At 61.0% G+C, this 19,789-nt stretch carries 13 protein-coding genes; 7 read left to right on the top strand and 6 right to left on the bottom strand.

Annotated elements, in window-relative coordinates; translation table 11 throughout:
• Positions 1–18 precede the first annotated feature (18 nt).
• From HW466_RS25425 to tssB, 5 genes are all read right to left on the bottom strand, one after another.
• Entirely contained in the window at positions 19–1,341 is a 1,323-nt protein-coding gene (locus HW466_RS25425) for a WD40/YVTN/BNR-like repeat-containing protein (protein WP_170296640.1), read from the bottom strand.
• A gap of 210 nt (positions 1,342–1,551) precedes the next feature.
• Positions 1,552–3,957, bottom strand: coding sequence for a hypothetical protein (locus HW466_RS25420; RefSeq protein ID WP_174905598.1), 2,406 nt, complete (start codon positions 3,955–3,957; stop codon positions 1,552–1,554).
• A complete protein-coding gene (locus HW466_RS25415) occupies positions 3,950–6,424 on the bottom strand; it encodes a type VI secretion system Vgr family protein (RefSeq protein ID WP_174905597.1) in 2,475 nt (824 codons plus the stop codon). Before HW466_RS25415 ends, HW466_RS25420 begins: the two co-directional genes overlap by 8 nt.
• A 98-nt stretch (positions 6,425–6,522) precedes the next feature.
• On the bottom strand, positions 6,523–8,055 hold the full coding sequence (gene tssC, locus HW466_RS25410; protein ID WP_151003432.1) for a type VI secretion system contractile sheath large subunit: 1,533 nt from the start codon (positions 8,053–8,055) through the stop codon (positions 6,523–6,525).
• A 73-nt stretch (positions 8,056–8,128) separates the two neighbouring features.
• A complete protein-coding gene (gene tssB / locus HW466_RS25405) occupies positions 8,129–8,641 on the bottom strand; it encodes a type VI secretion system contractile sheath small subunit (RefSeq protein ID WP_059543218.1) in 513 nt (170 codons plus the stop codon).
• Positions 8,642–9,243: 602 nt separating this feature from the next.
• Between tssB and tssK the strand changes: the two genes are divergently transcribed.
• The 6 genes from tssK to tssE all read left to right on the top strand — a co-directional run bounded on the left by tssK (position 9,244) and on the right by tssE (position 16,961).
• The gene (gene tssK, locus HW466_RS25400; protein WP_151003430.1) at positions 9,244–10,596 is read left to right on the top strand and encodes a type VI secretion system baseplate subunit TssK; all 1,353 of its coding nucleotides are present in this window, start codon (positions 9,244–9,246) and stop codon (positions 10,594–10,596) included.
• Positions 10,593–11,324, top strand: coding sequence for a DotU family type IV/VI secretion system protein (locus HW466_RS25395; RefSeq protein ID WP_151003428.1), 732 nt, complete (start codon positions 10,593–10,595; stop codon positions 11,322–11,324). The genes tssK and HW466_RS25395 overlap by 4 nt, the downstream gene beginning before the upstream one ends.
• Positions 11,321–13,060 carry an OmpA family protein gene (locus HW466_RS25390; protein ID WP_151003426.1) on the top strand — a complete coding sequence of 580 codons (1,740 nt, stop codon included), beginning with the start codon at positions 11,321–11,323 and terminating at the stop codon, positions 13,058–13,060. Before HW466_RS25395 ends, HW466_RS25390 begins: the two co-directional genes overlap by 4 nt.
• Before the next feature lie 99 nt (positions 13,061–13,159).
• Positions 13,160–13,645: an Hcp family type VI secretion system effector gene (locus HW466_RS25385; RefSeq protein ID WP_059543208.1), complete on the top strand. Its 486-nt coding sequence runs from the start codon at positions 13,160–13,162 to the stop codon at positions 13,643–13,645.
• Positions 13,646–13,783: 138 nt separating this feature from the next.
• On the top strand, positions 13,784–16,513 hold the full coding sequence (gene tssH, locus HW466_RS25380) for a type VI secretion system ATPase TssH (RefSeq protein WP_151003425.1): 2,730 nt from the start codon (positions 13,784–13,786) through the stop codon (positions 16,511–16,513).
• A 16-nt stretch (positions 16,514–16,529) separates the two neighbouring features.
• A complete protein-coding gene (gene tssE / locus HW466_RS25375) occupies positions 16,530–16,961 on the top strand; it encodes a type VI secretion system baseplate subunit TssE (RefSeq protein WP_059543287.1) in 432 nt (143 codons plus the stop codon).
• Positions 16,962–17,262: 301 nt separating this feature from the next.
• Here the strand turns inward: tssE and HW466_RS25370 are convergent, their stop codons facing one another.
• Positions 17,263–18,177 (bottom strand): LysR family transcriptional regulator, encoded by a 915-nt coding sequence (locus HW466_RS25370; RefSeq protein WP_059945236.1) that lies wholly within the window; start codon positions 18,175–18,177, stop codon positions 17,263–17,265.
• A 170-nt stretch (positions 18,178–18,347) separates the two neighbouring features.
• On the opposite strand from HW466_RS25370, the gene HW466_RS25365 reads away from it, so the two are divergent.
• On the top strand, positions 18,348–19,778 hold the full coding sequence (locus HW466_RS25365) for a YfcC family protein (RefSeq protein WP_151003421.1): 1,431 nt from the start codon (positions 18,348–18,350) through the stop codon (positions 19,776–19,778).
• Positions 19,779–19,789: the final 11 nt, after the last annotated feature.

Genomic DNA, 19,789 nt, shown 5'->3' with positions numbered 1-19,789 from the left:
AACATTTTTCGCACTTAATTACAGTGGCCAGGAAAGAATCAATGACGAGCTATTCATTGACGACTTTCCCTGTGAGGCGTCCGCATTTTCATTTTTCTCAAAATCCGCCCCACCCACCACCCATACTCTTTCGCGCCCCAAAGCCAATCCGGTCAGTTGCACTCCAGTGAGCATAGCAGGCGCGGTTTCGGCAACGTTCATCCAGAGTTTCCACTGGCTACCACCGTTGTCTGTACGGAGAATCAATCCTTGTTTCGTGATAAGCCACCCGTTGAAGTCGTCGGGCAATAGCAGTCTAGTGATACCAATTTCGCTGGACCCTTCGAGACCTTGAGGAAGTTCCAATTTTGCACGTTTCCATTTGATGCCCCCATCCCACGTACACCAAACCTTGTAAGATCCTCCAACGCAGCCATGTTTCGTACTGTTAAAACTCAACCCTCCGAAGTTAACGCTTTTAGCGTCGGGATCTTCCAACGACAACACACGGTTCCAATGTTCTCCGCCATCTATCGTGTGTAGCAAAGCTCCTTGACTTCCCGCCACCCAACCTTCACTCGCGTTCACGAAGATTACTCGTGTGAACGCGAACGTGTTTCCAAGAGGACGAGACGTCACTGGCACCCATCTCTGACCACCGTCAATCGTACGAAGCACTTCCCCAACGAACTTGCATTCGTCGCCACTGCGACAGACGTCCGATTGGCCAACGACGATTCCGTGATCTGGATCAGAAAACGCCACATCGAATGCTTTCCCACCCCCACCATTACCAAATGACAGAGCGAGGCGTCCCGGATCAGTATATGACGTAAAGACTTGGTTGAACTGCTCCCAATCCTGGCCATCCTGAGTCCGCAGAATTTCCCGATTACCGCCGACCGAGAATGCACGTTTATCGTCCAGGACAGTAACCCCAAACAATGCACCGCCGAAAGGAGTGTGTCGAACCACGTGCCAAGTTTTTCCTTGTCCATCGTTCGACACCACTTGCAATCCGGGCCCGCCAACGGCGACAAGGCGGCCGGACGGAGTCACAGCAATGTCATTGAGAATCGTATCGCCACCAATGCCAGTATATGCCGTCGCCGAATGCTCGTGCCACTTTAGCTGCAATTCACTCGCGGCATAATTTTTAGAAGATATGTCAGCGGGACTAAATCGACGCGTCAGATCAACGCAACGGAGGTTTTTAACTATGGAAGCATGAAGTTCTTCCGGATTCGTCGTATTAGATGAAATCGCCGAACACCACGGATACGCTGGTTTCGCGCCGGATAGTTCTACGCCGCGGACGGCAAAGCATACACTGAGCCCCGATGCCGCCAAGGCCAATGACATAGCTAATTTGCAAAGGCAAGAATTCTTCACACTTAATCCCTTTTTATCAAACCAACCCCAGCAACTCGATTTATGCCGCCGACAATCCTTCCGATCACACATCGATTCTCATTTAATCGAAACTCGACCTTCGCCGCCTTGCTCGTACTGAACTACACGACGCAGAGCCGCCGCGCAGGTACTCGAAGTTCAGTATCAAATATCGTTTTATCAGGCTTCATCCGTGTAGTATGCACCCCAGCCAGATGAAGCATAAAGCGGGTGGTCCGTCATGCCACGCTGAACCTCGTACGCAACCGATGTGGCGGGCTGCAGCAAATAACCGTGTGGCACTTCGTCCATTAGGGTGCCGGAAAACGCGTCGTACCAGCCGCGGAAATCACCCGCCAACGCGATGGAACAAAGAGACGTCGCCGCACTACCATCGGCATCGGCTACATTCTCAACCGACTGAGAAGATCCAGTGGCACCGAGCTTGAAGAACGTCTCGAGTTCGGTCATGACCGCGTCAAAACTGGCCTTTGTACCATTCGACGTCATGTGCTGAATCACGTTGTCCAGTTCCGGCCTGGCAGTGACGTTCTCAAGCAGGGAAAGTACCGTTGCCTTTGCCTGCGGCACGGCGTCCGGTATAGCCGCCTGAATTTGGGGTTGCGTCGACAGTTCTACAATGCGGCTTGCAACCATTGCACGGACTTCCGGCACTGAATCAAGCATGGTCGGATCAACGGCCACGACTCGCCGGAAATCCGCGGGCGTGGAGGCAGCATAAATATCACGCCACATCTGCTCGAGATCACTTAGTGTTTTGTTGACAAATTCCGAGAGACGTTTTCGGCCGAGAGCCGACATCACCTTGATCTTTGCGAAAATTTGAAAAGTGTCGTCCGCAAATATCTGGAGATTTTGGAATCTCCCATAAGCGATCTTGGTCCCGATACACCGGAAAAATGATTCGATTTCGTTGACGCCGACCGTAAACGTCACTTCCCCTTCGGCACCCACACCGATGCACAAACCCGCGTGTGTGACACATCGGAACATGCCATGGGTATATTCGATCGAGAACCTAGCGACTGCTCCTAGCCCAGCTTCTCCACCGATTAGAGGCTGGATCGTCGCGATCGGGGCGAACTCCTTGTTTTTGTTTGCGGGATCGCGCCAGTTGAGGGAACCTTGAAGCGAAGCATCAGCCTTCGCGCCAGCAAAGATATTCGCTCCTGCTTCCAGCGATCCCTCGCTGATTTCCTGCCCCTTCTTGAGCTCCGCACGGTTTTGTCTGCGAGCCTCGCGGCCCTTCGGCCCCGGCTTTCCCTTCACCCAAGGAGCAGCGCGTTCTGTAACTAGCGCCGGCTTTACTTCCAATGCCAGTTCGGCTGCAATGCTGGCCCCGACTACGCCAGACGCCTGCAGATCGGCCTCGAACACCATAGCAACAAGATCATATTCCTTGCCATCCGATCCTGTGTGGTACCACAACCAGCCTTCTTTGCGCGGGAAATAGAGCTTCAGCCCCGCCTCGGCTTTGGCAAGGTCGATCTCTGCATGGCCTTCTGCGCGCACGCTTGCCTGTTTACCCACGATGGAAAAGTCCGGCTTGAGGCTGGCACCGTAGGAGAACCGCATGAGCTGCGCCTTCGCGCTGGCGTCCCAATCCGCGATCGCGGCATCCTTAACCGTCCAGGTGCCACCTTTCGGCTCCCAAACGGCCTTCTTGTTCCACTGCTCACACCACTGTCCTAGCGTGGTGCTGCGACTGAATTCGAGGTCGTCCAGGTGAAACTTCTTCTTTACCCAGTCAATGCCCTTCTTGTCCGCCTGCTCAAGAACGTACCGACGCATCTTCTTTCCATCGAAGCGTCGATTCCCCTGTTCATCACGAACAACATCGCTCCACTTCGTCTTGTCAAGATTTTTTGCCTTCGGCCAGTGCGTCTTGATCTTGTCTGAGCGGACATAAAAGAGCGTTTCAGAAGGAACCTTGGGCCATTTACCGAGTTCTTTCAGCTGTGGCAAGGACTTTGCAGACGCAAGCTGCTTCTTCAGTGTGCCCTTTTCGAACTTCACTTTCTTTTCCTCGGCTGTTTTCTTCGCTTGCTCTTCCGGGGAAAGCTTCTTCAGGGCGATCAGTTCGATGAGTTTTTTGCCAGTACCATCGAGCTTATTGCTGTCCTCTTTCTCTTTTTCGGCCGTCGGGGTCGCGGGTTTTGAGTCCCTGGCATTCGGCTTCGGCTCCACAGGAAGCGGATCGAGATCGGCGAATATCTGGTGATACTTAGTATGCGCATCGTCTTGCCACTGCAACGCCATCTTAAGTGCGTCGATGGTTGGTTGGAGGCTCGGGCAGCTTGGCCCGCTCTGGCACAATAGTTCGGCTCGATGCTCGTCGAGCAATTGAACGACATGGTTTGCTGAGTGGTACTCCGCTACCGCATCGCTCAGCGACTTATGGTGGTTCGTGAACTCTGTGCTGTCCTTCTCCGGAATGAAGAAAATTTCTCCAGTACCGGTGTGAATGACGGCAAGCGGCTCAGGCGGAACCTTGACGTCGACGTTACTAGAGCCGACGTTCGTGCTGTTTGTGGCGGCTTCGTGAAGCGGCTTGACCTCAGGCATTATTGTCACCCTTGAAAACTTTCAGAACCTGAGCCTTATCCGAATAAATTCGTGATGTCCGGCCGACGGCATCCGTGACGCCTTCGACCAACCCGGAAGGCGTTTCGATTCGATACGGCATGTGCGCGAGAACTTCGCCTGTGTGTTCGTCGCGAAGCGTGAACTGTTCGTCATAGAGACCTCCGGGTTTCGGCATCCCATTGAGAGCATCATTCAACGAACCCGCGCCCTGCTTTTGCATCGTGATGACTTTGAGAATGAGGTCCCCGGGGCCACCGATGGTGACGTTGCCATTCGCAATCCTGATGTAGGCGCCACCAGACTCAAGGACAATCTCCCGCTGTCCTTGGATTCGCACCTTTCCGTTGACGCTCGAAGCAACGAGATCCTTTTCAGCCATAAGCGACATGGCGTCACTTTGGGCTTGAATATCGACGGGACCTCTGCCAGCGAACAGTTTGATCCCCAGCTTCTGCGAAAAAAGGGAGATGACCTCGCCAGCGGCCACGCTCAACTTCTTGATGACACTGATATCAAGACTCTTCCCGGCGACTGCGGAAATATTGTTTCTTGCAGCAAGTTGGACACTGCTGTTTGACACAATGCCGACAGATGCCGGTGCGCTTAAAAGCAGACCCGGCTGTGCCAACCCTTCCAATTCGCTGTTCACTTGCTGCTGCGCTGTTATGTCAGCGGCTTCAGCTCTAGCGGACTCGACCGACGAGCGCAGTGACTTCGCGATTTGTAGCGCGCTCTCGAGTTGCGAGACGGCATCGTCCATGTCAAGCTGTTTTCCAATTCCCGTCTGTTGTACGGTGGCCGTGACAAAGATACCCTTTCCTCGAACAGCAACTGGACCGTCCGTTCGAAGTTCTGCGCCGCTTCCTCGTTCCTTGCGATCGGCGTCGACCATGTGGCCGAGATTCAGCTCACTGGTCTGAAACGGCGTCGTGAGGTGAATATGCTCGCCCCCTTCCTTATCCTCCATTCGCAGTTCGTTCTGCGCCGCCGTGCGAACAATGTTCCGGGTGTGATTCAGGTTATTGACGAGATCCGGATGCAGACTGTCGTGCATGGCCCCGATGATCACGGGCCTGTCCGGATGACCATCGGTAAAGACGATGGCCACTTCCGCCCCGTCGATCAGCGGAAAATGATGACCATAGTTGTCCCCGCTGTACGGTTTCGCGAACCGCACCGGCCGGCTCGTGCCGCCCGGACTCCACTCGTCGAGATCGAACGGCAGCTTGATCACGTACCAGCCCTGCTCGGTCAGGTACGCGTATTTGTAGTTTCCCGGTGACGTAATGCGCGCCGGCAGGATGCCATCAATGGCGGGTCGTTTGACGGAAGCGAGCGGCGTCCGATACACGCGATCGGACGGAATCCCTTCGAAGGTTACCCAGTACGATTGGCTACGGCCGCCGCTCGATTCCACCGCGGTAACAAAGATCCCGTGTTTCGCGTCGGCCTGGGCCGGCTCGACGCGCATGACTTCGCCCGCCTCGAGCCAGAACGGGTTGCCGGTGCCCTTGAAAGTGATCTGGTTCGCCAGATACTCCTCGTGACGCCGACGCGCGATCTGCTTGCCCTCCTCCGGCGTCTCGTAATGCTCACCCCAGCGGTAGTCGATCCCGTTCGTCGACTTGTCGGCACGCGCGGCGTTTTCCTCGACGAGGAGCGATACGCCTGCCTCGCGGTGGTTATAGTCGTGCAGGCGCACTGCTTCAGGCACGCGGCGCGTGCGCTTCTCGAGCGTCTTGATCGCATCCGCCCCGGAACTCTCGAGCCCCGCGTCACGCCGGTATGGGACCGTGCGCTGCTTGCGCGCATAGGCATCGAGATCGTCACCGAACACGATCACCGCGTGATCCTTCTTCTGCTCCCAGCGGAACCAGATGCCCTCCTGCGCACAGAGGCGCCGGATAAAGGCAAACGTTGTCTCGTGGTACTGCGTAACGTATTCGTGCCGCTTGTACTTGCCGCGCAGCTGGAACTGAAAGTCGACGCCGGCGCGGTAGCCGTAATGGCGCAGCGTTTCGGTCACGATTTCCTCGACCGACTGCTTCTGGAAAAGCCGGCTGGTGACACCCCGGTTCAGGTCGGCGAGCACCGGCTCGAGCCGCACCCGGTAGTGCGTCTGGTCGGCCGTCGTAGCAAGTTCGTCGAATTCCGTGATGATGCCGTGGATGGTGCGCGCGGGCGGCATCTTGCTGAACTGCTCCGCGTTCTCCCCGAACATCTTGCGCAGATAGTCCATATTCGGATCGACCGGAGCAATGCTGAATTTCGCGGGTCGACCCACCACCTGATCCATCGGGATACCGGTCGCCGGACTGGTGAACTCGATGTCGTAGTGATACAGCTCGCTTACGGCGTCCCGCCCACTGAACTCGAGCACGGAGAACGGCGCCGGGTGCGGCGCGAGCTTCAACTCATAGGCCTGGGTAGGCAGGATCGACAACATGCTGAAACTCCGTTGAGCGGGCAGGAAATACGAACGACACCGCCGGAGCAATCACGGCTCCGGCGGTCAACACACGGAACTGACCGGATCAGCCTGGCTTAACTCTTGGCCTTGGGCATCTGCGACACCAGCGACAGGCCAATATCCATGCCCTCGACCTGGAAGTGCGGGATGATGAAGAGCTTGATGCGGAAGAAGCCGGGGTTGTCCTCGATGTCCTCGACGGTCACCTTTGCCTCGCGCAGCGGGTGCGACGCCTGCAGCTCGTCGCCCGGGTCCTTCATCTCGGTCACGAGCCCCTTGATCCAGTTGTTCAGCTCCAGCTCGAGCAGCCGTCGATCCTTGGTCGTGCCGATGTTCTCGCGCTGGATCAGCTTCAGGTAATGCGCAATGCGCGAGAGCAGGAAGATGTACGGCAAGCGCGCGTTGATGCGGCTATTGGCGGTCGCCTCCTTCGTCTCGTACAGCGCCGGCCTCTGCGTCGAGCTGGCTGAGAAGAAACATGCGAAGTCGTGGTTCTTGTAGAACGACAGCGGAATGAAACCCAGATTCGCGAATTCGAACTCGCGCGTCTCCGGGATCAGCACTTCGGTCGGGATCTTCGGCTGCACGCCAGTGCCGAGGTCGTACAGATGAACCGGCAAGTCTTCGACCTTGCCGCCCGCCTGCGGGCCGCGAATCTGCACGCACCAGCCGTTGTTCACGAAGCTGCGAACCATGTTGGCCGCGAATGCGAACGACGCGTTGACCCACAGATACTTGTCGTGGTCCGGGCCCTTCACCGCCTCTTCATAGTTGAACGCACGAACCGGCGTCGTATCCTTGCCGTACGGCAAGCGACCCAGCACGCGCGGCATCGTCAGGCCGACGTAGCGCGCATCGTCCGTGTCGCGGAAGCTCTTCCACTTGATGTACTCCGCACGGTCGAAGTAGTTGCCGATGTCCTGGATCGCAGCGACTTCCTCCATCGATTTCTTGCCGAAGAATGCCGCGCCGACCGCGCCGATGAACGGCATGTGCGCGGCGGCGGCGACCTTCGAGATATTGCGCAGCAATGCCACGTCCTGCGGCGAATGCGTGAACTCGAAGTCACTGATCATCGCACTGATCGGCTGGCCACCCGGCGTGTCGTATTCCTCGACGTAGGTCAGGCGATACAGGCCGCTCTGAATCAGCTCCGGCGTGTCCTCGAAGTCGCGCTGCAGCGCATCCTTCGACACGTCAAGCACTTCGATGCGCGCGTTCTTTCGGAAGTCCGTGCGCGAGACGAGCATCTTCAGGCCGCGCCAACGCCCTTCGATCGCCTGGAAGTCCGGCGTATGCATGACTGCGTCCAGTTGACGGCTGATCTGCCGGTCGAGCTGGCCGATGTAAAAATCCAGCAACGACTTGTCCAGGCGATCGACCGGCTTGCTTTCCTTCGCGATCAGATTGAGCAGCGCATCCATGCCGCGCGCAACGCGCTCGTCGGCCGACGCTTCCGAAAGCGTGTCGTTATCGCGAAACGCCTCGAGCGGCCGCGCCTCGGCGACCGGCTTCAGGTTGATCTTGTTGCACAGCGCAGCGTAGACGCTGTCGTTTTCGAGCACGACGGTTTCCGTTGCGCGCTGACCCGCTTCGTTCTGCTTCATGGTTCTCTCAGTCCCGATTCGTATGGCTGCATGGTTGCGCGAGGCGGTTGAGGCCTTCTTCGGCCGACCGCGCTCAGGCATGACCTTCCTGTTGCGTAGCGGCTGTCACGATCTGTGACAGTTCGCCGCGAAGCTTGTCAGTGAGGCGCTTGTCTTTCAAAATCTTCTCGAACTCGCGACGGAACGTACCGTTGTCGAGCAAGTTCGATTTGAGGTCGCGCAACAGATTGCGCATGGCCAGCATCGCTTGCAGCTCCGGGATCTGGCGAGCAACCTGTTCCGGCTCAAAATCCTTCATCGAGCGGAACGAGAGATTCACCGGCAGTTCCGAACCGTCGCCGGCGAGCGTGTTTTCTGCCGCGATCTTGAGATCCGGCGCGAAGTCGGCTAGGACGGCATCGAAGTTGTTCTTGTCGATATTGACCTTCTTGCGCTCGGCCAGCGGCGCTTGCTCACGGCCCGCGCTGAAGTCGCCCGCGACGAGCAGCTTCAACGGCAGCTCGACCTTCTTCTGGGCCCCGCCCGTGTGTAAATCCAATGTAATTGAGACGCGACTCTTCGGAATTTCTCTCTGGAAGCTGTCCATTGGCAATCCTTAGTTAATAGCGGTCAAACGCCGGGCAGGTGCACGACGTGTTGGACACGATGCCGACAGTGTCGACGCGGCGCGCGTAACGCACATCACGCACAGCGTGCTCTGATCGGTGCGGCATTGTGTGGTCTCCGTTTCGTACGGCGATATCGCACGGCACTTATACACGGTAAACCCGCGACTCGTCAAAGCGTGTCGCGCACCATCGGAGCTATTGAATTCAAGAAATCCATCTGGAAAAACGTGAATTTATACATTAAGCACAATGCCTCAATATCCCAAAAACACGTTTTCAGTACTCAACATGTCGTTTTCATCCGATGCCAACGTATCGCAAAACCCTTGCTGGGCATGCCCCTCCGAGACGTCTAGATAGTTGACCCACGATTCCCATGGCGTCCACGAAAACCATCTCGAAATAATATTTTTGAGATGCGAAGTAATTTGAGATTTGACGTTTTAATACACTTTTTGCGCACCTCATTAGTAAACCAAAACACTTGGATTTGACGCCATCGGTTGCGCATTTCGCGGAATATCGTGTATAGGTTACGCCGTTGCACCGAATAACGAACAGTCGCACTACACGAGAGACCATGCGAATTGAGAAGCCACTTTGGCACGAGGGCCTCATCCTGACCCAGCAGCATTTTCAGCAACAGGACAGATGGACTGAATTTGCGCTACGTCAGTACGCTTCTGCTGCGATCGCGGAGCCGTGGGGAATGCTCGCCGTCGAAGTCGACGAAGAAGCGCTGGCGACGGGCCGCTTGAAACTCACACGTCTGAGGCTGTGCTTTCCGGACGGCACGCCGATCGATACGACCATCGCCGATGCACTACCTCCTGCGCGTGATCTGACGCTAGGTGTGTCGGCGGACGTTCAGAGTGTCGTCGTACTCGCGGCACTGGCGCTGCCGGACGCGAACGGCAGCAACTGCCGCTTCGACGAGACCTCGCTCGCGCGTCCACGGCGCTCATATCGCGAATTCGTGAAGGTCACGGATCTGAACGGAACCGGCGAGACCGAGATCGCGGCCGATCGTCATGCCGTCCGCCTGCTGTTCGACTTCGAGTCGCACGCCGATGACACGGTTTGCGCGATCGCGCGACTGACCCGCGGATCGAACGGCCAGTTCCAGGTGGATCACCGGTTTGTGCCGCCCTGCCTCACACTCGGCAGTCATCCGCTGCATCTCGAGCGAGTCAATCGTCTTGCCGACATCCTTCAGGCCAAGAGCAGTGCGCTTGGTGCGCGCCGTAGCGAACGCATTGAGCAGGTTGCCGAATACGGCGTGGCGGACGTGCAGCTCTTCTGGCTGCTTCACTGCATCCATGCGGCGTGGCCGCAGCTGCGGCTGTTCTCCACGCACCCGCGCCGGTCGCCGGAGCACCTGTATGTCACGCTGGCACAACTGGCGAGCGCATTGATGACCTTCTCGACAGGCGCGCAACTGACCGACATTCCGCCGTACGACCACGGTCGGGCCGACGAGGTGTTCGCGAAGCTCGAGTCGACGATCCGAGCGTTGCTCGACGCCATCATTCCGTCGCGGGTCATATCGATCGGCCTCACCCGCAAAGGGCCGACCACCTGGACCGGCCAGTTCCTCGACGAGCGAATCGTTGCTGACGCGGCGGACTGGTACCTGTCGGTCAACGCGCCGATGCCGGCGTTCGAGCTCGTCGAACAGTTTCCGCGGCTGTGCAAGATCGGAGCGCCCGACGACGTCGAGCACATCATCAACTCCGCACTGCTCGGCATTCCGCTCAAGGCAGTGCAGCGGGTGCCAGCTGCAATCCCGGTGCGTCTGGACAACCATTACTTCGCGCTGGACGCATCCAGCACAGTGCACGCGAAGATGCTCGCCGCGCGAGCCTGCCAGATCTACCTGCCTGCGTCGGTGCCGGACGCCTCGCTCGAACTCTACGCGGTACTCCGCTCATGAATGCGTTGACTTCCAATCGAAACGAGAGCGCCTTGATGCAGAGTACGGCAAGCGCGGGGGGCCCGCACCGTGACGGGATTCGCGACCTGCTGCGCGACACGGCGCTGCTCGTGACAACACTCGCCTCGGGCGGGCAAGCGCAGGACTCGGCCGCGTTGCGCGGACGATGCAAGCAGCTCGTCGACCAATTCGCGAGCGCCCTGGAGCGACGCGGCTTTCCGGACGACGTCCGCAACGAGGCACTGGTCGCGCAATGCGGGCTGCTCGACGAGGCCGCGCTGCGGCATCTACCGATCGATTCCCGGTCCGGATGGGAGAACAAGCCTCTGCAGGTGGAGCAGTTCAATCTGCACGAAGCTGGCGAGCGCGTGTTCGAGCGACTCGACGCGCGCATGCGCGAGCCATCGCCTCCGGTCGCCCTGCTCGAATGCTACGCCGCGATCCTCGGAATGGGATTTCGCGGCCGATACGCCCGTGAGGGCGAAGCAAAGCGCACCGCGCTGATTGCGTCACTCGACGCCAAACTGGAGGCACTGCGCTCGACCTCGGATCGACCGTTCATCGCGGATCGTGCCGGACGGCGACTTTCCGACTGGTTTTACCGGCTTTCCCCCTGGGCGATCGCCGCGCTCGCCTGCGTTGTCGCCGCGGTTGTCTGGGGCGTCTGGTCCACGGCGCTCGACGTGCAGCTCGCGCATCTGGTGACGGCAAAGGCTGCTCGCCCGTGAAATCCGACCTGCCTGTTCTCTCCGCGGCATCGGCGCGGGCCCCCGATCGCGGCCACGAAGGGCTCGGCTATCCGTCCCGGCTCATGGCCGCATTCGCGGCCGCGCTCGCGCTCGCGGTGATCTGGCTGGTGTCGCCGCTCGGTCCCGGCGTCGCCTGGATGCTCACCGTCATCGTCGGCCTCGTTGCGCTCGCGCTGATCGGGTGGCGCACATACCGGCTGTCCCGCGCGCGTGAGCAGAGCGCGCACGTACTGACCGCACTGGGCGCCGCGACGGCAGACATTCCGGCGAACCTGCGCACGCGCATGCCGCTTGTACTCGTGACCGGCGACGGTCTGCCCGCGCTGTTCGACAGGATTGGCGAAACCCGGCACGCGCATGTCGGCGACGGCGCCGTCTGGCTGCGCGTCGATCGCCCGCAGGATCTGCCGCGACTGGCGGTCGCGGTCAGGCAATGGCGCGACGGCCGGGCCCCGGATGGCGTTGTGCTGTCGGTCGCACCGGCGCTGCACACGGGCACGGACGTACTGGTGCAAAAACTGCGGATCATTCGGCAGGCAGTCGCTGATGCCGCCCGAATGCTGGGCACGCACCTGCCCGGGTACGTGGCGGTCTACCAACGACTTACCACCGGCCCGGGCGGCTCTGCGACGCCGGAGTGGTACGGCGTTTCTTCCGCCACCCGCCTGACGGATGCCGATCGCTTCGAACCGGTGATCCGGGCCGCCGAGGACGCGGTCCAGCGCACGATGGGCGATCGCGTGGCCGCGACCCGTGCAGCCGCCCTTGCGTCGATCGTGGGTTGGACGCAGCGCATCCTGCTTGGCGCGCTCGCGGATCAACAGCAGCCGGCAACGCCGTGGGCATTGTTCGGCGCCGGCTGGATCGACTGCGGCCCGGTGACCGGACCGAATGGCCCATGGGAGCGCGACGTCGAATTGCAGACTCGCGTGTTGCGTGCAAGCTCCGCCGCCTCGCCGACCCCGTGGCCACTCCCGCAGCCGCTGATTGAAGCGATGCCCAGACGATACTGGCTGTCACCTCGCCTGGCTGCCGTGGCGCACGTGCTCACCCTGCTCGCCTGCGCGGCCACGGCCGCCTTCTGGGGCGCGGCCAGGAACAACGAAGCCTTGCTGACCCGAATCGGCACCGACCTCGGCCGTTATTGGATGATCCCGACCGATGACGACGCCGCGAAACGCGACGCCCTGCAGGTATTGGTCGCCGATCGCGATCAGCTCGACCGCTATGCACGCATCGGTGTTCCGCTGCGCTTGTCGTTCGGCATGTATCGGGGCACACAACTGATACCGGCGCTGAACGACGCGATTGCATCGTACCTGCCACCGCCCCCACCGCCAGCCGTGGTAACGCTTGACAGCATGTCGCTGTTCGACAGCGGCCGCGCGCAGCTGAAGCCTGGATCGAATCGCGCCATGGTCAGCGCGCTCGATATGATCAAGTCGCATCCCGACAAGCGGATTCTCGTCGCCGGCTACACCGACAACGTGGGCAAGCCGGACAGCAATCTGAAGCTGTCCACGGCACGCGCGGAGGCTGTGCGGGACTGGCTGGTCGACGCGTCCGGTATTCCGGCGACGCAGTTTGCGATTCAGGGCTACGGCATGACGCGGCCGATTGCGAGCAACGATACGCCGGACGGGCGTGCGAGGAATCGTCGCGTGGAAATCACGCTGGTGCCGGACCTCCCTGCCCGTGAGGGCCAGGGCAAGTAAAAAAGCAGTCTTTAGCCCCTGAAGCATTCCGCTTTGGGATTCTGAAGCTCGGGGGCTGGCTCCGGGCGACATTAGTAGTACGTATAAAGGAGTGAAGCAATGGCAATTCCCGCCTATATGTGGCTCAAGGACGATGGCGGCGCCGACATCAAGGGTTCGGTGACGGTTCAGGGCCGTGAAGGCAGCGTCGAACTCGTCGCGTTCGACCACGGCGTCCACATTCCGACCGACGGCAACACCGGCAAGCTGACCGGCACGCGTGTCCACAAGCCGATCATGCTGACGAAGGAAACGGACGCGTCGACGCCGTACCTGTACAAGGCGGTGACGAGCGGCCAGACGCTGAAGTCGGTCGAGATCAAGTGGTACAAGATCGACGACGCGGGCAAGGAGAAGGAGTACTTCAACACCAAGCTCGACAACGTGAAGATCGTCGCGGTAAAGCCGAAGATGCTCGACATCAAGAACCCGGACTACGAGAAGCACAATCACCTCGAAGACATCGAACTGCGCTACGAGACGATCACGTGGTCGTACAAGGACGGCAACATCATCCACAAGGACACCTGGAACGAGCGTTCCTGATTCTGACCTTTGGTGTGGAACCACCGTCCTCGGGTGGTTCCTTTGCCAGCCTGACCTGTTCAGGCTGGCCTTTTTTCTACCCGGGAGCGCGCGGCGCCGACGACCGTTGCTCGCTCCTTTCCGTACCCTGGCATCGACATGACTCCGCGAGATACTACCCACTTGCTCCGCCGGCTGAATCCGCACTGCGCAAAGGCGCTCGAAGCGGCCGTGAGCCTCTGCCAGACACGGCTCGCGGACGAAATCACGGTCGAGCACTGGCTGCTCAAATTGATCCAGGCGGGGGACGGCGACATTCCGGCGATCCTGCTGCACTACGGAATCAACATTGATACCGTCTGGGATGCGCTGATCGCCGCGATCGAACACCTTCCCCGTAATCTGCGCGGCAAGCCCGCCCTCTCCCCGCAATTGGCGACCATGCTGCAGGACGCGTGGATGTACGCGTCGTCGGAGACCGATGAGGCAACGATCCGGTCCGGCAATCTGCTGCAGGCGATTGTCGATACGCCCCATGTACTGCGCGCGCAGAACGCCTGGCCGTTGCTCTCCGTCAGTAGCGCGCAGGTCCAGCGGCTCCTGCCCCGCCTGGCCCATCGGTCCTGCGAGAGCCCGATGGGTGAAGGCGCCGAAGCCGGAACGGACGACAACGCGACGGTCCCGGCCGGAGCCGACACCCAAGAGGAGCGCGCGCGCGTCGCGACACCAACTTCGACACCGGCGCCCCAGCGAACCACGGAAAGCGATGCGCTCGCCCGCTTTGCGATCGATCTGACCGACAAGGCCCGCCGCGGCGACATCGACCCCGTATTCGGCCGCGATCGCGAGATCCAGCAAATGGTCGATGTCCTCGCGCGCCGGCGAAAGAACAATCCGATCCTCGTTGGCGAGCCGGGCGTCGGCAAAACCGCACTCGTCGAAGGCCTCGCATTGCGCGTCGCCGAGGGGAGCGTGCCCGACGTCATTCGTGACGTGCGCATTCTCACGCTCGATCTCGGTCTGCTGCAGGCCGGTGCCGGCGTGAAAGGCGAATTCGAGCAGCGCCTGAAGAACGTGATCGACGAGGTGCAGGCCTCGCCCACGCCGATCCTGCTCTTCATCGACGAAGCCCACACGCTGATCGGCGCGGGCAATGCCGCCGGCGGCGCCGACGCCGCCAACCTGCTCAAGCCCGCGCTCGCGCGCGGCGAGCTGCGCACGATCGCGGCGACCACGTGGTCGGAGTACAAGGAGTTCTTCGAGCGCGACGCCGCCCTTGAGCGCCGCTTCCAGATCATCAAGGTCGACGAACCGGACGACGATGCGGCATGCCTGATGCTGCGCGGCTTGAAGAGCCGCTATGCGAAGTACCACCACGTACACATCCGCGACGAGGCGCTCGTCGCGGCCGTCAGGCTATCGCGCCGCTACATCCCGGCACGGCAACTCCCGGACAAGGCAGTCGACCTGATCGATACGGCCGCCGCGCGCGTGCGCATCGGTCTGGAGTCACCGCCGGCGGAGCTGCAGCGTGCACGCGCCGCGGTCTCCGCGCTCGAACTGGAACTCGCAGCGCTCGACGCGGATGCGCGAGCCGGCATCGATGATGTCGCGGTCCGACGCGCGGCGCTGGAAAGCGGATTGACCGAGGCGCGCAACGTGCTGACAAGTTTGCAGGCCCGCTATATCAGCGAACTCGAATTGGTCAATCTCGTCCACCAGCATCGGGCCGAGATCAGTGAAAGCAGCGTAACACCCGACCGCGACCCGCTCGACGACGCCAAACGCCGGCTCGCCGAACGGCAAGGCAAGACGCCGTTGGTCTTCGTGGACGTCGACGCATCGGCAATTGCGCGCGTCGTTGCGGAATGGACGGGCGTGCCGGTCGGCAACCTGATGGAAGACGAACTGCAGAGCCTGCTGACCCTTGAACAGCAATTGGCCAAGCGTGTGGTCGCCCAGGACGACGCGCTCGCTGCGCTCGCGGAGAGCCTGCGCACTGCGAAAGCGGGGCTCAAGAACGAGCAGGCGCCGCTCGGTGTGTTCCTGCTCGCAGGACCGTCCGGCGTGGGGAAGACCGAGACCGCCCTCGCGCTGGCCGACCTGCTCTTTGGCGGCGAAGCGGCGCTCACGACGATCAACATGTCGGAGTACCAGGAGTCGCATACGGTGTCCCAGTTGAAGGGCTCGCCCCCCGGTTACGTCGGATATGGCCGCGGGGGTATCCTGACCGAAGCCGTGCGCCAGCGCCCCTATGGCGTCGTGCTGCTCGACGAGATCGAAAAGGCCCATCGCGACGTACTGGACATCTTTTACCAAGTGTTCGACCGCGGCACGATGCGCGACGGCGAGGGACGAGAAATCGATTTCCGCAATTGCGTGATCCTGATGACCTCCAATCTCGGCAGCGCCCGAATCGACGAAGTCACCGCCGACAATCCGGAAATCGCGCAGACCGAGCTGCTCGAGGCAATTCTCCCGCAGCTTGTCGCACATTTCCAGCCCGCGCTGCTGGCCCGCTTCCAGACACTCGTCTATCGGCCGCTCGACGCCGTCGCGCTCGGGTCCATCGTGCGGCTGAAGCTGGCGAAAGTTGCCGAGCGCCTGCGCCGGCAGCACGACGTCGAGCTCGCGTGCGACGAGTCGCTGATCGTGGCGATGGCCGAGCTTTGCCTTGCGCGCGAGTCCGGCGCGCGCAACGTCGACGCGTTCCTGAACCAGCGCATCCTGCCCACCGTCTCCCGTGAACTGCTCGCGCGCATGGCGGCCGGCCTCGTGCCCGCGAAGATCGTGTTGTCGAGCTCGGTCGAGGGGAACCTGACGATCGATTTCATCGATCGGGACGACGTGGCAACCGGGACGGCAGAGCCCGCCTCCGTCGCCGTGTAACGGGCGGAGGACGACCATGCCGGCGGGACCCTCCCTCTACGACATGCTGCTCGGCCAGATCGGTGGCGAACCGCTTGACGCCTACGATGATCGGACGCTGGAATGTCTAAGCGTGCAGCAGAACGTGCGCCGCATCCTGAACACGCGCGCCGGGGCACTCAAGCATTTGCCCGACTACGGGCTGCCGGACCTGACCAACATCTACAAGGCCTTGCCGGCGTCTGCCCACCTGCTCAAAAACCAGATGGAGGCAACGCTGCTGAAATACGAACCGCGCATCCGCGCGATCGATGTCGAGATCCTGGAGAATAACGACCCCGGCGTGCTGGTGAGCTTCGAGATGATCTGTCACCTCAGGAAGGCCGGGCTCGTCCGATTCGGGACGTACTTCGAGCCACCCGGGCGCATGCGGGTGGAACGCAGGCAACAGGCCAGATCCGGTCGCTAGCAAGCCCTCGGGGACATGCGCGGTCGGGATCGCGCTGTGGCCGGCATGCTGGCCGCAATTGGCGTCAGGCATGCGCCGAAGCACTGGAGCGGGATCGACGATTTTGCGCGGGAGGCGTCGTACTTCTCCGGTGCGCTGATCGTGCTCGTGGGTTGTTTGCCGGTTATCAAGCGCCATCGCTTTCAGTCGATTTCGATGTTGCCCACCCGATCGAAGCGCGCCCCTCGTGACCTGTCGAAGCGTCGTCGCGTCGGTTCACGGACGCCCGGGCGCGATACGCGTGTGGGCGTCCCCTCCGTTGCTACACGGTCGACATGAGCCTGACGATTTCCCGAAGGAGATAGTTCGCGGCCGGGCCGAGTCGCCGTCCGGCCCGTGTGATCACGTAGCGGTCGAATGTACGTGCGATCGGATGGTCGATCGGCACGGCCTTCACCTCGCCCGAGTCGATTCGCTCCTGCGCCGCGCCGCGCGTCATGAATGCAACGGCCAGGTCCTGTGCGGCAATTGCGGCGGCCGTCGAAAACCGGTCACAGCGGAATGCCGGCGCGTACGTGCGCCCGATATCGGCGAGTATTGCGTCGACATGGGCCTGCAGCCCGAACTCCGCAGGCATGAAGATCAGCCGCTCGTTAGCGAGATCTTCCATCTTCACCGATTTGCGCGACGCCATCGGATGATCGACCGGAAAGATCGCGCACAAGGGCTCGCTCTGAAACATGCGCGCATTCAGTGTCGGGTCGGTCGAAGCGCCGATGGACACGCAGATATCGACCACGTCTTCCCGAATCATGGAGATGAGTTGCGGAAGCGAGCCGGTGCGCAACTCCACGACGATGCCGGGGTATCTGTCGACGAACGGCTTCAGCGCGACCGACACCAGGCTCGTCATGATTCCCTCGCCGGCGGCAATGGTGACCTGCCCGCGCCGCAAGCCACGGTATTCGTCGAGCTGCGCGCGAAACCGGCGGGCATTGCGCTCGCAGTCGCGGAAGTAATCGACCGCCATCTGCCCCGCTTCGGTCAACTCCATTTTTCGCCCGCGACGCGTGACGAGCGACAGCCGAAGCTCGCGCTCGGCCTGGGCCACTTGCCGGCTGATCGTCGAAACGTTCACATCCAGGCCAAGTGCCGCCTGACGCATTCCGCCGAATGTCGCGATCGCGACCAGGTATTGCAGCGTGCGTTCCGAGAGACTTCGTTCGAGGGGATTCAACCCGGGCTCCTGTGTTGCATTCAATGCAACATTTTTGCAGCGTGTCAGGCAACTTTCCACCCGGATTTTCGCCGATACTCCGCCGCATAGCCGGTCAGGGGGGCGCACACTCCTCGGCCGAAACGGAGACAGAGCGGATGACCGCTCGAATGCATCGACGGAGGAGCAACATGAACGACGCCAGCCGGCAGATCGAAGGCGTGGAGCAGCGACCAGCCCGCGCGCGCGGCGGCAGCGAGCCGATCAGCCCTTATGTGCTGCTGTTCGTCATGCTGATGGCGGCAGTGATCGCGACATGGGTCGTGCCCTCGGGCGAGTTCTCGCGAACGGTCGGCAATGGCGTCAGCCTCGTCGTCCCCGGCAGCCTCAAACCGGTGGCCGGGCACGGCGTGATGCCGGGCGACATGTTCGTCGCGCTGGCCAAGGGGATGATAGCGTCCGCGCCGATCATCTTTCTCATCCTGTTTACCGGCGGTGCACTGGCAGTGCTCGAAGCGACGGGTGCCGTTCGCAACGCGCTTGCATCGGCCGCGGACAGCGGGGGCACGCGGATGCACGTTACCGTCGTTGTCCTGTGCGCCGTCTTTTCGCTGCTCGGCACACTGGGCGTGGTGACGAATTCGGTCGTGGCGTTCGTCCCGCTTGGACTGCTGCTGGCCGAGTCGATGGGGCTGTCGACGGAAATGGGAGCCGGGCTGATTTATCTGAGCACCTATGCGGGCTTCAACACGGGCATCCTCAACCCGGTGACGACCGGACTGACCCAGCGCCTCGCCGGCCTGCCGATGTTTTCCGGCATGACGTTCCGCGTATGCATCTACATTGCATTCGTCGTGGCCACCATCGTTTTTCTCCTGTTCCGGATTCGCACATGCCGCGTGAGCGGCGCAACGGCTTGCGCCTCGACGCCGCGAATGGACGAGACGATGCCGCGCTCGTCTCCACGACGTCTCGACACCCGGCAATGGATCGTCGTCTGCATTGTGCTCGCCTGCCTGGCGGTATTCGTCTACGGTTCATCGACGCGGCACTGGGCGGAGACCGAGATGATCGCGATGTTCGTCGTCATGGCAATTGCCAGCGGAATCGCAAGCGGCATTCGACCCGGCACGATCGCCGACACATTCCTTCATGGATGCGGCGGGCTCGTCAAAGGTGCGCTCGTGGTGGGCATGGCACGGGCCATCTCGATCGTCCTCACCGACGGGAAGATCCTCGACCCGATCGTCGACATGCTCGCCGGATGGCTTGCCCCGCTCGATTCCACGGCGGCCGCGATCAGCATGTTCCTGAGCGCCGCGTTGATTCACGTCGGAATCTCGTCCGGATCGGGCGAATCCGCGGTGCTCATTCCGATCTTCGCACCGCTGGGCGACACGCTGCACCTGACTCGCCAGATGACGGTACAGGCCGTGCTGCTCGGCGAAGGCTTCATCAACTGCTTCAACCCGACGTCCGGCGTCCTGATGGCGGTCCTTGCGACCTCCGGTATTTCGTATGTCAAGTGGCTGCGTTTCGTCGTGCCCCTGCTGGTCGCGTGGTTCGGCATCTGCATCGCCGCCATCGCAGCCGGCGTCGCCATTCACTTGGGACCCTTCTAGTCCGCCGCTTC

The sequence above is a fragment of the Burkholderia territorii genome (assembly GCF_902833055.1).
GTDB lineage: Bacteria > Pseudomonadota > Gammaproteobacteria > Burkholderiales > Burkholderiaceae > Burkholderia > Burkholderia territorii.
The sequence above is the reverse complement of the archived record's forward strand: the minus strand, read 5'-3'. Positions and strand labels throughout refer to the sequence as shown.

What these genes read in the sequence shown, in the direction of transcription:
- HW466_RS25425 (WP_170296640.1), bottom strand. Translation starts at nt 1,341, where the DNA reads ATGTCATTGGCCTTGGCGGCATCGGGGCTCAGTGTATGCTTTGCCGTC.
- HW466_RS25420 (WP_174905598.1), bottom strand. Translation starts at nt 3,957, where the DNA reads ATGCCTGAGGTCAAGCCGCTTCACGAAGCCGCCACAAACAGCACGAAC.
- HW466_RS25415 (WP_174905597.1), bottom strand. Translation starts at nt 6,424, where the DNA reads ATGTTGTCGATCCTGCCTACCCAGGCCTATGAGTTGAAGCTCGCGCCG.
- tssC (WP_151003432.1), bottom strand. Translation starts at nt 8,055, where the DNA reads ATGAAGCAGAACGAAGCGGGTCAGCGCGCAACGGAAACCGTCGTGCTC.
- tssB (WP_059543218.1), bottom strand. Translation starts at nt 8,641, where the DNA reads ATGGACAGCTTCCAGAGAGAAATTCCGAAGAGTCGCGTCTCAATTACA.
- tssK (WP_151003430.1), top strand. Translation starts at nt 9,244, where the DNA reads ATGCGAATTGAGAAGCCACTTTGGCACGAGGGCCTCATCCTGACCCAG.
- HW466_RS25395 (WP_151003428.1), top strand. Translation starts at nt 10,593, where the DNA reads ATGAATGCGTTGACTTCCAATCGAAACGAGAGCGCCTTGATGCAGAGT.
- HW466_RS25385 (WP_059543208.1), top strand. Translation starts at nt 13,160, where the DNA reads ATGGCAATTCCCGCCTATATGTGGCTCAAGGACGATGGCGGCGCCGAC.
- tssH (WP_151003425.1), top strand. Translation starts at nt 13,784, where the DNA reads ATGACTCCGCGAGATACTACCCACTTGCTCCGCCGGCTGAATCCGCAC.
- tssE (WP_059543287.1), top strand. Translation starts at nt 16,530, where the DNA reads ATGCCGGCGGGACCCTCCCTCTACGACATGCTGCTCGGCCAGATCGGT.
- HW466_RS25365 (WP_151003421.1), top strand. Translation starts at nt 18,348, where the DNA reads ATGAACGACGCCAGCCGGCAGATCGAAGGCGTGGAGCAGCGACCAGCC.